14 protein-coding genes and 1 pseudogene are annotated in these 11,942 nt (G+C 42.7%); all 15 read right to left on the reverse strand.

Going from position 1 to position 11,942, the window contains the following annotated elements; genetic code table 11:
• Nucleotides 1-178: 178 nt before the first annotated feature.
• The 15 genes and pseudogenes from ABPH35_RS08925 to rnpA all read right to left on the reverse strand — a co-directional run bounded on the left by ABPH35_RS08925 (nt 179) and on the right by rnpA (nt 11,719).
• Nucleotides 179-391, reverse strand: coding sequence for a hypothetical protein (locus ABPH35_RS08925; RefSeq protein ID WP_368849755.1), 213 nt, complete (start codon nt 389-391; stop codon nt 179-181).
• A 173-nt stretch (nt 392-564) separates the two neighbouring features.
• Nucleotides 565-1,377 carry a pur operon repressor gene (purR, locus tag ABPH35_RS08930; protein WP_349989406.1) on the reverse strand — a complete coding sequence of 271 codons (813 nt, stop codon included), beginning with the start codon at nt 1,375-1,377 and terminating at the stop codon, nt 565-567.
• A gap of 164 nt (nt 1,378-1,541) precedes the next feature.
• Nucleotides 1,542-2,483: a 3'-5' exoribonuclease YhaM family protein gene (locus tag ABPH35_RS08935; RefSeq protein WP_349989407.1), complete on the reverse strand. Its 942-nt coding sequence runs from the start codon at nt 2,481-2,483 to the stop codon at nt 1,542-1,544.
• On the reverse strand, nt 2,473-3,708 hold the full coding sequence (locus ABPH35_RS08940) for a DNA recombination protein RmuC (RefSeq protein WP_349989408.1): 1,236 nt from the start codon (nt 3,706-3,708) through the stop codon (nt 2,473-2,475). Before ABPH35_RS08940 ends, ABPH35_RS08935 begins: the two co-directional genes overlap by 11 nt.
• A gap of 1 nt (nt 3,709) precedes the next feature.
• Nucleotides 3,710-4,342 carry a thiamine diphosphokinase gene (locus ABPH35_RS08945; protein ID WP_349989409.1) on the reverse strand — a complete coding sequence of 211 codons (633 nt, stop codon included), beginning with the start codon at nt 4,340-4,342 and terminating at the stop codon, nt 3,710-3,712.
• The gene (rpe, locus tag ABPH35_RS08950) at nt 4,335-4,994 is read right to left on the reverse strand and encodes a ribulose-phosphate 3-epimerase (protein WP_349989410.1); all 660 of its coding nucleotides are present in this window, start codon (nt 4,992-4,994) and stop codon (nt 4,335-4,337) included. Before rpe ends, ABPH35_RS08945 begins: the two co-directional genes overlap by 8 nt.
• A gap of 15 nt (nt 4,995-5,009) precedes the next feature.
• Nucleotides 5,010-5,885 carry a ribosome small subunit-dependent GTPase A gene (rsgA, locus tag ABPH35_RS08955; protein ID WP_349989411.1) on the reverse strand — a complete coding sequence of 292 codons (876 nt, stop codon included), beginning with the start codon at nt 5,883-5,885 and terminating at the stop codon, nt 5,010-5,012.
• A 171-nt stretch (nt 5,886-6,056) separates the two neighbouring features.
• Nucleotides 6,057-6,932 (reverse strand): 16S rRNA (adenine(1518)-N(6)/adenine(1519)-N(6))-dimethyltransferase RsmA, encoded by an 876-nt coding sequence (rsmA, locus tag ABPH35_RS08960; RefSeq protein ID WP_349989412.1) that lies wholly within the window; start codon nt 6,930-6,932, stop codon nt 6,057-6,059.
• Nucleotides 6,933-7,183: 251 nt separating this feature from the next.
• Nucleotides 7,184-7,558 (reverse strand): annotated as a pseudogene (locus tag ABPH35_RS08965) (DUF1697 domain-containing protein).
• Entirely contained in the window at nt 7,551-8,111 is a 561-nt protein-coding gene (gene rnmV / locus ABPH35_RS08970; RefSeq protein WP_349989413.1) for a ribonuclease M5, read from the reverse strand. Before rnmV ends, ABPH35_RS08965 begins: the two are co-directional and overlap by 8 nt.
• A gap of 1 nt (nt 8,112) precedes the next feature.
• Entirely contained in the window at nt 8,113-8,886 is a 774-nt protein-coding gene (locus ABPH35_RS08975) for a TatD family hydrolase (RefSeq protein ID WP_349989417.1), read from the reverse strand.
• Nucleotides 8,887-9,169: 283 nt separating this feature from the next.
• Entirely contained in the window at nt 9,170-9,307 is a 138-nt protein-coding gene (gene rpmH, locus ABPH35_RS08980) for a 50S ribosomal protein L34 (protein WP_018368178.1), read from the reverse strand.
• 281 nt (nt 9,308-9,588) lie between these two features.
• Nucleotides 9,589-10,545, reverse strand: a complete 957-nt coding sequence (jag, locus tag ABPH35_RS08985; RefSeq protein ID WP_349989414.1) for an RNA-binding cell elongation regulator Jag/EloR — start codon at nt 10,543-10,545, stop codon at nt 9,589-9,591.
• An 18-nt stretch (nt 10,546-10,563) separates the two neighbouring features.
• Nucleotides 10,564-11,376, reverse strand: coding sequence for a YidC/Oxa1 family membrane protein insertase (locus ABPH35_RS08990; RefSeq protein ID WP_349989415.1), 813 nt, complete (start codon nt 11,374-11,376; stop codon nt 10,564-10,566).
• Nucleotides 11,360-11,719, reverse strand: coding sequence for a ribonuclease P protein component (gene rnpA / locus ABPH35_RS08995; RefSeq protein WP_349989416.1), 360 nt, complete (start codon nt 11,717-11,719; stop codon nt 11,360-11,362). Before rnpA ends, ABPH35_RS08990 begins: the two co-directional genes overlap by 17 nt.
• Between the last annotated feature and the right edge of the window lie 223 nt (nt 11,720-11,942).

An 11,942-nucleotide genomic window follows, 5' to 3' on the forward strand; every position in this document is an offset into this window, starting at 1 on the left:
TCCTCCCCGTGATTTGTAGTCGTGATTGGCCTTCTCATTTTATATTATAGAGCAAAATAAAGAGCACAACACATTTTCATTTAGTGTTGTGCCTTGAGTGAAACGAAAGGAATGAATTATAAACATGTCATGAGACACCATTAAATGCTCTTTCTTTGTAGTTTATTATCGCTGTCAGCTAACTAGGGATTGATTTTGCCACAGTTGTCCTTCGGACAGGTAGTCTTTGGTAGACCATTTTCATCCACTTTATGATTGACTTAGGGACGATTTTAGCAACAGCAGGTTTCAAATCCACTTCCAAGCCAAATGGGATAGCAATCGGTATCTGGTTGGTTGTCATGCTAATTGGTCTGATTCTAATCCGACCAAAACAGGTCCAACGACTCATGGCAACACAAACTTTAGCCAATTCAGAAAAAATAAATTGAGATTTAAGAAAAGTTTAAGATTGTCAGGTTATACTCTATCTATCCTAAAAACTTTTCTTTTTCATAAAATCTCCTAAAAAGAAGCTGGAACAACCGTCCTCAGCTTCTTTTTGTTGATATTCATCGAGTATCTTTATAGAAAAATATTGCCCAATGCGACATCGACCTTATTTTCTTTGACATCGATGTTGGTAACAGCAAGCAATGACTTGTAATTTGCTACGTTGCGAGCTCCTTTTTGGTTTTCTGCAAAAACAGCTACACCAGCTAAACTACTGTCAAACTCTGATAAAAGGCTGATCATCCCGTTAATGGTTCCACCATTTTTAAGGAAATCGTCAACAATCAGCACACGGCTGCCTGCCTTTAAACTGCGTTTTGAGAGGAACATTTTTTCAATACGGTCGCTCGAGCCAGATACGTAGTTGACCGAAACGGTTGAGCCTTCGGTAATTTTCAAATCACGGCGCACGATGACAAAGGGGACATTTAAGACATTAGCAACCGCATTGGCTAAAGGAACACCTTTTGTCGCAACCGTCATCACCGCATCAATCTGCTCATCCTTGAAACTATTCGCAATAATCCGGCCAACATTTTTCAGAATATGGGGGGTTGAGAGCAAGTCAGAAGAATAGATGTATCCGCCTGGTAAAATCCGGCTACTCTCTGCCATTTGACCTCGTAATTCTTCTGCAATTGCAAGGGACTCTTCCTCTGAAATTGAAGGAGTAAAAATGACACCACCACTTGCCCCTGTAATGGTTTCAATGTGTCCAATCGCGCTTTCCTCAAAGGCTTTTTTTATGATGGCAATATCTTCTGAAATCGACGATTTAGCGGAACTATATTTCTCTGCAAACATATTTAAACTCGTCAATTCATAAGGATGGTTGATGAGATAATGAGAGATGACAACCATTCGTTCACTTCTTCTTAATTTCATAGTCGATTCCTTCTTTGCTTTTTTAATATTATACCATAAAAACGGAAAAAACGAACTTTTTTTATCCATTAGCTCGTTTTTTTCGTATTTTATTGATATTCGACGCCTATAAAATATCAGTATTCTGCATTCTAACTGAATAAGTCGTTCGATGATTTGCCTAATTAGTCAATATCTGGTTTGTAGAAGGCACGATTGTCCATGGCAAAGATGCGGCTGGTCATCTCACCTGGTCCCACCTTATCCAAAGCTGTTATCATCATCATCATCTCCGCATCAATATTGTCAATCATGTGAAGAATTTCTGCTTCCATAACCTGTGGACGAACTGGGCTACCATATTCAAGCAAACCATGGTGACTGAGAATAACATGGCGTAAAACCGTCACTTCTTCTTTGGTGTCATCAATCCCTAGCTCAATCAGCACTTTGGTAATCTCCTCATCAATCAGAGAAATATGCCCAATGAGATTGCCACGTACAGTGTAGTTGGTATTGTCAGGACCAGATAATTCAATGACCTTAGCCAAATCGTGCAACATAATCCCTGCAAAGAGCAGACTCTTATTGAGCTGCGGATAAATATCGCCTATCTTATCTGCCAAGCGCACCATAGTCGCTGTGTGAAAAGATAGCCCTGAGTAGAAGGCATGGTGATTGGTCTTAGCAGCTGGATAGGAATAAAATTCTTGGTCATACTTGCTATATAAGGCACGTACAATGCGTTGCCAAACAGCATTTTCAATCTGAAACATCATCTGACTCAGATACTTACGTGTATCTTCTACATTGACAGGTGGTTTTTCCTTGAAATCGGCTGGATCCATTGGCTCACCTGGCTTTGGTAGCCTTAGGATAATCTGATTAACCTGAGGTGTATTATTGTAGACTTCACGCCGCCCCTGCATATGGACAACGGTACCTGCCGTGAAATCTTTAATCTTTCCTGGTTGGGCATCCCATATCTTTCCTTCAATCTCTCCAGTATCATCTTGGAAAGTCAAGGCAAGATAGTCTTTTCCAGCCCTTGTCTGCCGAACATCAGCTGACTTAATCAGATAAAAGCCTTCAAAAAGCTCATCTTTTCTCATTTGGTTAATTTTCATCTTCTTCCCCTTCCTCCTGGAAATTCAATAGGGTAAACGAGTCCGTATCATCTGGTAATTCAATATGGCGCAGGGTGCGCTCAATCGCATTGGTCCGCCGTGTCAAAAGATCGTCTAGATTGCCTGAGGCATGCTGTAAATGGCGCTGAGCCTTCATCAATACTGTTCCAAATTTGCCAAATTCTGACTTGACGTTTCCCAGAACCTTACTGATGTCATCAGCTGAACGTTGGATATTTAAGGTCTTAAAGCCGACGGATAAGGAATTCAAGAGGGCTGATAAGGTTGACGGCCCCGCCACCACAATATGCTCTGTCCGTCGTAGTTCATCAAAGAAAATCGGATTACGAACTACTTCAGAATAAAGACCTTCTGTTGGTAAAAAGAGAATACCAAAATTCGTCGTTTCCGGCGGATTCAGATACTTCTGCTGAATATCCTTAGCAAAGCGTTTGACAGAAGCCAAGAGATGTTTACGGTGTAACTCAATCTGCCCCTTGTCCCCCACTTCATAGGCTTCTTCTAGACGGTAATAATCTGCGAGGGGAAACTTGGAGTCAATGGGAAGGTAGACATAGTCTTCCTTGGTCTGACCTGGTAATTTCACGGCGTATTCAACCCGTTCATTTGAGCCCACCACCGTTGCAAATTCCCGCTCGTACTGAGATGGTGTCAAAATATCTTCGATAATTTGCCCCAATTGCAACTCTCCCATAATCCCACGTGTCTTAGTATTGGAGAGAATTTTATTGAGTGTACCAACATCACGCGCCACTGTTTGCATTTCACCTAGACCACGGTTGACAGATTCCAACTGCTTAGACACGGTTTCAAAAGAGGCCTGTAAGCGCGTCTGCAAGGTCTGCTCCAGCTTTTCTTCGACTGTCTGCCGCATTTCCTCCAGCCGTTTTTCATTAGAATCTTGAATGGCTTGCAAACGCTGGTCTGCCACATCACGATTCTGAGAAAGAAGTTGGTGCATTTCCTGTCGTAAAGCAGTCATTTGCTGATAAAGCTCACGACGTAACTCCGTCATATCCTGATGCAGGGCTTGCTGCTGGGCAAAGGTCTGTTGATTTTTCTGGTCAAAGAGATAAGTCAGCTGGTCGGATAGATGATCTGCAACATCTTCTGCTTGTGTAGATAAGCGCTTCACATACTGCTCTAAACGAAACAGGGTAATGACCGAGATGACTATTGCTATAAAGGCTAGGATATACGCCATTCTACCTCCTATCACGACTGTAGATAAGAACAACATAGCCCTTATCTATTGTAAATTCGATTTCTTTTCCGATAAATTCGTTACTGCTGTAACATTTTTTGACAAAATAATTGCTCTCTTCTAAAGGATATTTGGCATCAGCAATCGTTAAACGACTGTCATCTGACGGCATAAAGGACACGTAGGTCATCCCTGGAATCGGGGAAATCTTATAACGTCCTGCTGGATAAAAGCGCACAATATTCATGTCATCTACCAGCTCAATCTGCCGCATATAAGGCGCTAAATCCGGCTCACTGGCTAGAAAGAGATTACTCATCATGTGATCCAGTCGTCCACCAAAGGCACCAAATACCGTCGCCTGCGCCTTCGGATAACGGGCAAAGACTTCTTTTAGCGCTAACTCCAAATCCGTATCATCTTTTTCAGCTGGTGCTTCTATGAAAATAGCCGTAGCTTGGCAAATCCGCTCCCTTTCTTCAAACGATACAGAGTCAAAATCACCAACTGCCACATCGAGTGGCAACTTCTCCTCTAATAAATACAGAGCACCTCTGTCTACTCCCACAAAGAGGTCGTAGGAAGTGGGGATTTTTCCCTTATCTCCACCTGCAACAAGAGCAATCTTAGTCATGCAGAGCCGCTTTCAAGGCATTGACATTAGCCTGCAAGTCCCCCTTAAACAGGTACGAACCTGCCACAAAGACATTTGCCCCTGCTTCTTTCGCAGAATGAATGGTTCGGTTGTCAATTCCACCATCCACTTCAATATCAAATGATAAGTCTTTCGTTTCACGTAAACGTGCTACTGCTGCTATTTTTTCTGCTACTTCTGGAAGATAGGCTTGCCCACCAAAGCCCGGATTAACCGTCATCAACAATACCTGATCCACCAAATGCAAGACAGGTTCAATCAACACGACAGGTGTTCCTGGGTTGATGACAACACCTGCTTTCATTCCTGTAGCACGAATTTTTTGTAAGGCTCCATGAAGATGTTGAGTCACTTCTGCATGAATGGTCACAATATCAGCTCCTGCTTGCGCAAAATTTTCAATATGTTGCTCAGGATTTGACACCATTAAATGGCAATCAAAGACCAGCTTACTATGCGGCCGCATGGCCGCCACCACATCTGCACCAAAAGAAATATTGGGCACAAAATGACCGTCCATAATGTCAATATGCACATATTCCACCCCTGTTGCTTCAAGGCGTTTTAACTCTGTTTCAAAGTTCGCATAATCCGCCGCAAGAATAGAAGGGGCGATTTTATAGTGTGACATAGGCATTCCAACTTTCTATTTTATTTTTTTACTGACTTTTTTATAGGTTTCACGCACATTCTGAATTTCTGCCAAAAATTGTAGGTAATTATCGTAACGACTTTGGGAAATGTCTTTGCTTTCTACCGCAGGTTTGACAGCACAATCTGGTTCATGCGTGTGGGTGCAGGTCCGAAATTTGCAAAATTGGCTTTCTGCTGCAATTTCTGGGAAACAGTCCGTGAGCGCTTCTGCTTCTTTTACTTCGTAATCAAGAGAAGAAAATCCTGGTGTGTCTGCAATTTTTCCACCATAGACATTGTAAAAGCTAACCGCACGTGTTGTATGGCGACCTCGACCTAGGCTGTCTGAGATAGCTCCTGTCTCCAAGTGTAACTCTGGGGCGATTTTATTGAGCAGAGTTGACTTTCCAACTCCTGTCTGCCCCATAAAAACCGTCACCTTGTCTTTCAAGAGAGGCGTTAATTCTTCCACACTGTAGACAAAATGATAGCCAATTCGCTCATAAATCACACGGTAAACCTCTAATTCATCCTGATTTTCCAACAAATCCATCTTTGAGATGTAGATAATCGGTGTCATGTCTTTCTGCTCTAGGAGCACCAGAAAGCGATCCAAGAGATTGGCATTGAAGTCAGGCTCCTTGGCCGACATGATGACCACCGCCTGGTCGATATTGACAATCGGAGGTCGTACGAGACTATTTTTTCGTTCATGAATCTTCAAAATATAGCCCTCGGACTGCTCTTCTGCTGAAAAATCAACAATATCCCCTACGTAGGGCGTCTGTCCTTTTTTCCGAAAATTTCCACGCGCTCGCGTTTGATACATACGCCCATTGGACTCTACATAGTAAAATCCAGCTAAGGCCTTCATAATAATCCCTTGCAAATCCGCTCCTTTGATTTTCTCTTCTTGGAGATTAGCAAGTTGATTCTTCTAATCTCCATTTCAGTGCATATACTTGTCCTTATTATACCAAAAATCAAGCAAAATAGCCCCTATTAGCCAGTAAAATCAAAGAAAAACGAAGCTAATTCTAGCCTCGTTTCCAGTATTCCCCTAACCTAATCCTGCTTCTTGCAGCGCATCACTCAATCGTGCAAAATCCGCTAATGTCAAGGCCTCCCCGCGGACAGAGGGTTGCAGGCCTGCTGACTCGAGCGCCACCTCTAACTTTTCTTTAACCCCGTCTGCCTTTCCAAAATAGCTGGTCAAGTTGTTCCACAAGGTTTTGCGACGATGGGTAAAGCTGGCTTTTGCCACCTTGAAGAAGAACCTTTCATCTGTCACCGCTACCGCAGGTTTAGGCCGTCTCACCATTTTCAAAATGGCGCTATCGACATTTGGTGCTGGTACAAAGACTGTCCGTGGTACAATGAAGGCAACTTTTGCCGTCATGTAATACTGCACCGCAATCGACAAGCTACCATAAGCCTTAGTGTTCGCCTCAGCAGAAATCCGATCTGCCACCTCACGCTGCATCATCACGACAAATTCGCTAAATGGAATTCCACTTTCAATCAAATGCATCAAAATCGGTGTCGTGATGTAGTAAGGAAGATTAGCCACCACCTTGATTGGCAGGTCAGGATTCTTAAACTGCTTGATGGCTTCTTCCAAATTGGTCTTTAAAATATCCTGATTGACCACGGTCACATTGTCAAAATCACGAAGCGTATCAGCCAAAATCGGCACCAAGCGCTCATCAATCTCAAAGGCCATGACCTCCGCTGCCTGCTCTGCCAAAAACTCTGTCAAGGCTCCAATCCCTGGACCAATTTCAATCACATTGACCGAATCATCAATCTCAGCCGTGTCCACAATCTTCTGTAAGATATTGGTGTCCGTCAAAAAATTCTGACCAAAAGACTTCTTAAACGTAAAACCATGACGCTCCAAAATCGCACGCGTCACACTATAATCTGCAATTCTCATATAAGATACCAAGGGCGTGAAACGGTCAAAGCCAAAATAGGAGTTTTTGCATGAAGATGTTGACATCTGCAAGAAAACTATCTTTTTGGCACCAGCCGTAGCCCGGGTCCAGTTCCTTTCTGTTTCTAAAAGTACATACAAGCTAAAACTGAAAAAGCCACTACTTCTCGACACTTTTAGCTCATATTCAATTCCTTTCTTTTCAATATAAAGCCTGTAAAGAGCAAGGCGATAGATTTTTTCTCCGCTCCCTACATCCCCATCAGCCGTTCGACGACACTCAGTTTGCGTGCCGTCATGGTGCTGTCCAAGCGTTTTTCGAGATAATTCGTGTATAATCGTTTCTTTTTCGCATCACGTGGCAGATACAGGTACAGGCATTCGCTGCCTTGAACCAGCTTTTCATCGCCAAATCAGCCCCAATCTTGTCACGTATCACATCGTGAACCAGCCGCTTGGTTTTTCCATCGCTTCCTTTCGTGTGCAACACCACATTCCCACTTTGGATGTAGGTCTTGACCTCTTGAAAACCCGCTTCCTCCAAGATTTCTACCAGATAAGACATCTTGGGAATGCGATTTTGCCCTGTCAGCGTAGCCACGCAATAGTATCACTTTCTTACTCATACCCCTCCATGACCTCCTCGACTTCTGCTAAGGAAATACCAAACATCTCTAGGCGTTTCAAGAGTTGCTTACCGTTGGTATAGCCAATGCGGAGCTGCTCACCGAGGTATTCTCGGCGCTTACGACTGTCTGACCCTGCAAGAAATCCTAAGCGAATCAAATCGCTCCGTGCAATGTCAAAACTAGCTTGTCCCTCAGCTGTACCCAACACCTGTGCGAGCGCCTTGTCTAGATCCTCGAAAGTAGCATGCTCAATACCGAGCGATCTCCCCTTTGTTTTCGAACTGGGCGCTGCCTCATCTCGATTTAAAAAAGCATGCTTGGCACTTGGAACAGCTGCCATAATCATCTTCCGAATCCGCTCACCATTAAAGTCTGGATCTGTAAAAACAATCACTCCATGTAGGTCATTCAAGCGCTCAATCCGCTCAAGATCCGCCTGCGAAATGGCAGAACCTCTGGTTTCATAGGTTTCTACCTCGTAAAACCGTTTGAGATTAGCCGTATCATCTCGACCTTCGACTACGATAATTTCTGCTATTTTCCGCTTCATATCAGTCTTTTAACCCAAACAACTCTTGCGCATTAGCGTAGGTTCTACTGGCCACTTCTTTCACAGATAAGCTACGGAGCTCTGCAATCTTCTCCACCACATAGCGGGTATAGGCAGTACGATTTTCCCTCCCACGCTTGGGAACAGGAGCTAGATAGGGCGCATCTGTTTCTACTAAAATCTTATCAAGTGGCAAATGAAGCGCAGCTTCTTGAATGTCTGTTGCCTTCTTAAAAGTGACAACTCCTGAAAAGGAAATCGTCATCCCAAGCTCGACAAACCGCTCTGCCATTTCCAAAGAACCTGAGTAAGAGTGCATAATCCCACCACGAGGTCCTACTCCCTCGCTCTTGATGATGTCATAGGTGTCCTCTAAGGCATCACGAGTGTGGACAACAAAAGGCAGGTCAAATTCCTTAGAAAGTGCAATCTGCCGGCGAAAAACCTGTTCCTGCACTTCTTTAGGAGCTGTCATCCAGTGATAATCCAAGCCAATCTCCCCCAAGGCAATGACTTTTTCATGCGTGAGGCACTGACGCAAATACTGCTCCACCTCATCCGTATAACTAGCTGCTTCTGTCGGGTGCCAACCAATGGTTGCGAAAATCGATTCATGGTGCTCTGCCAAATCCAAGGCACGTTCAATCGTCGGCTCATCAAACCCCACTACATTCATTCGTGTTACACCCATTTCATGGGCTAATTGCAATTCTTCCTCAATACGCCCTGCAAACTCTTCCACATTTAAGTGTGTATGAGTGTCAAAAATCTGAATCATCTTTTTCTCCTATTACTATTTCAACAGGGGCATCCCCTATTTTCATAACTGATACTCTATAAAAAACTAACATCTGATGAGGCAACGAAATCAAAATAAGAAAAGTAACTACTGTTCTCCATCGCTCAGCAAGGTTTGAAAGCCTCTGATGCAATCATTGCTGGATTGATACAACGAGGTTCCTCCTCTCCAACTCCATTCGCTGTCACCCTCCCATTATACCGCTTTTGCGACAAAAAAACCAACAGACTCGAGTTTCTGCTGGCTTTTTATCCTTTTATTATGCCACTGCAAGGACTTTGCGTCCTTTACGACGACGAGCTGCTAACACACGACGGCCGTTTTTAGTTGACATACGGTTACGGAATCCGTGTTTGCGTGCGCGACGGATTTTACTTGGTTGAAAAGTACGTTTCACGATGAATACCTCCTCATAGATTTTGTATTCGTTTAGCCGGCTAGTTTTGATCAGTTACTAAACATACTTAACTATTCTATCTGATTCTACTAGCTTTGTCAAGTTATTCTCGCTCAACATTCCTCTAAAATTGGAGAATTTGTTCTCTTTTTATGAAAATATATCGGAAATACAAGAAATTTTCAGAAAAAATGAGTGATGCCTCCATTTCCTTTTCATCCCTTGTAACCAAATCGTTTCTAAAAAAGAAGCCAAGCGCTACTACTTAACTTCTATTCCCTTTAATCATGTTTTCCGTCAATATCGACAACGACATAACGATTCGGCTCACTGCCTTCTGAATAGCTGGTTAAACCATCCATTTTCGAGATAATGCGGTGAATAATTTTCCGTTCGCTGCTGGACATTGGGTCCGTATGATAGGCTTCTTGCTCTTCTAACACTCGCTCAGCGAGCTTTTGAGCATAGCCTTGCAAGACTTCTGCACGATGTTCTACATAGTCATTGACATTAATGGTGATATAAAAATTACGTTCGTAACGGTTATAGAGGAAATTTTGTGCCAATAATTGTAAAGATTTCAAGACCTTCCCATGATAACCAATTACACGACCTGGCTCATCAGTATCAACTTGAAGATTAATGGTTCGGCGATTGTGTGTTGATTCAATGCGCGCTTCCACATCCATGTCATCCAAAATTTCTTGAATATAGTCCGAAACTTCTACAACTACTTGATCAATATCATATTGTTGCTCAACCTTAATGTCCAAATCTTCAAAACTTGTCATCTCAGTTTCAGCGGTTGTTTGATCAATCAAATCTTCATCTTTGATAATTTCAATACGACCCGTTTCCGCTAAAATTGTTTTAGGATCTTTTTTATTCTTTAAGATTTTCTCCTTGACTGCATCTTCCAAGTGCTGACCTGCTTTCTCAAATTCTTTCACAGCTGCGACAACCTTGCCAAGATCAATCGTTGCTTCTGATACACTCTTGACAGGTTCATTCAGCTCATTAACTTCACTTGGAACACCACGTACTGCTTTTTGATTAGCCTTGACAACGGTCGTTTCATTGATTACATCAATATCCACCTTTGCCGGCTGTTTCCCAAAACCTAGGAAACCTTTCTTCTCACGGGCAAGTACGGTGATATGTGCTCTCTTACGAGGAATGTTTAATTCTGCTAATCCATTTTGGATGGCTTCTTCAACTGTTGCTCCTGTAAATTTCATCTTCTCTCTCCTAATATCCTATTTCTTTTTGCGTGCTTTTTTCTGAGCTTTGCGAATCTTAGCCTGACGTTCCCGCTCAGCTTCGATTTTTGCTTGACGTTCTGCAATGATTTTAAAGGGATTGTTCAAGACCAAGATTTGGAATACTTGGTAAGCATTTGATACCGTCCAGTAGAGGGTAACACCACTTGCTGCTGTAAGGGCAAATACCAAAATGAACACGGGCATCGCAACCATCATGACAGTCATCGCACCATTGCGCTCTGGCGCAGCCTTATTGCTCAGCCACATACTCAAGAAAGTAAGTCCAGTAGCCAAAATAGGCAAGATGTAATACGGATCTGTTTCTCCAAGGTTTAGCCAAAGGAAATGTCCTACTCTCAGTTCTGGTACCCTCGTCAATGCTTGATAGAGAGCAAGCAAAATCGGCATCTGGATAAAGACAGGAATCATAGAGGCAGACATTTTAACACCATTGTCTTTATAGAGCTTCTGAGTAGCTTCTGTCAGAAGTTGTCTACTCTCCAAATCTTTTCCTGGGTACTGCTCTTGCAAAGCTCGCAATTGAGGTTGCAATTCCTGCATTTTCCGAGATGAGGTCATCTGCAATTGGAAAAGTGGTAAGAGGAGCGTGCGGACTAAGATGGTAAAGAGAATAATCCCCACTCCCAACTGTCCATTGATAGACAACAGTTTGATGATACTTGCAAACCAATAAATCAATCGTTCCCAAGCATCGGTCGATTGGCTGGTTACATCTCCTCTGCCACAAGCTGTCAGTAAGAGCAAGGACAGGGTGAGTAAGCTCGCCCATTTAATGTTCTTTTTCAAGCGAAACACCTTCCTGGTATAAATTAGCTAGTTTCAAAACATGCAGAAGATTTTGTTTTATTTCGTGATAGGATAGATTTTCTACCCCTTTACGAGCAATGACTACAAAATCATCCGTTGCTAGATAAGGAGCGCTTTCTATCAAAACATGCCGGATTTTACGTTTAATTCTATTGCGCGTCACTGCATTTCCCAATTTTTTACTGACAGATAAACCGACTCGGAAATGCGCTTGTTCTTTAGCTAATCGGTAGACAACAAACTTCCGATTGGCCACATTCTTACCCTGTGTAAAAATATCGTTAAAATCACGTTCACGCTTCACACGATACGTTTTCTTCAAAATCTAACTCCATCTTTCAAAATTACTTCTATTATACCATATTTTTCAAAAAAGCCAATAAACTGCTTAGTTATGCCACGACAAACGCATGAAACGGTCTTCGGCTTTTTTCTACCTCAAACACTTTTTTGATTTAAAGTAATCGTTTTAAATACTGGTCAAAGGATAGACTAAGGACATATTTCTTACGACGCATGCTCATTTTCTTTCCAAAATCCAACCG

It is taken from the genome of Streptococcus handemini, assembly GCF_040984445.1.
Taxonomy (GTDB): Bacteria; Bacillota; Bacilli; order Lactobacillales; family Streptococcaceae; genus Streptococcus; species Streptococcus handemini.

What these genes read in the sequence shown, in the direction of transcription:
- ABPH35_RS08925 (WP_368849755.1), bottom strand. Translation starts at nt 391, where the DNA reads ATGAGTCGTTGGACCTGTTTTGGTCGGATTAGAATCAGACCAATTAGC.
- purR (WP_349989406.1), bottom strand. Translation starts at nt 1,377, where the DNA reads ATGAAATTAAGAAGAAGTGAACGAATGGTTGTCATCTCTCATTATCTC.
- ABPH35_RS08935 (WP_349989407.1), bottom strand. Translation starts at nt 2,483, where the DNA reads ATGAAAATTAACCAAATGAGAAAAGATGAGCTTTTTGAAGGCTTTTAT.
- ABPH35_RS08940 (WP_349989408.1), bottom strand. Translation starts at nt 3,708, where the DNA reads ATGGCGTATATCCTAGCCTTTATAGCAATAGTCATCTCGGTCATTACC.
- ABPH35_RS08945 (WP_349989409.1), bottom strand. Translation starts at nt 4,342, where the DNA reads ATGACTAAGATTGCTCTTGTTGCAGGTGGAGATAAGGGAAAAATCCCC.
- rpe (WP_349989410.1), bottom strand. Translation starts at nt 4,994, where the DNA reads ATGTCACACTATAAAATCGCCCCTTCTATTCTTGCGGCGGATTATGCG.
- rsmA (WP_349989412.1), bottom strand. Translation starts at nt 6,932, where the DNA reads ATGAGAATTGCAGATTATAGTGTGACGCGTGCGATTTTGGAGCGTCAT.
- rnmV (WP_349989413.1), bottom strand. Translation starts at nt 8,111, where the DNA reads ATGAAGCGGAAAATAGCAGAAATTATCGTAGTCGAAGGTCGAGATGAT.
- jag (WP_349989414.1), bottom strand. Translation starts at nt 10,545, where the DNA reads ATGAAATTTACAGGAGCAACAGTTGAAGAAGCCATCCAAAATGGATTA.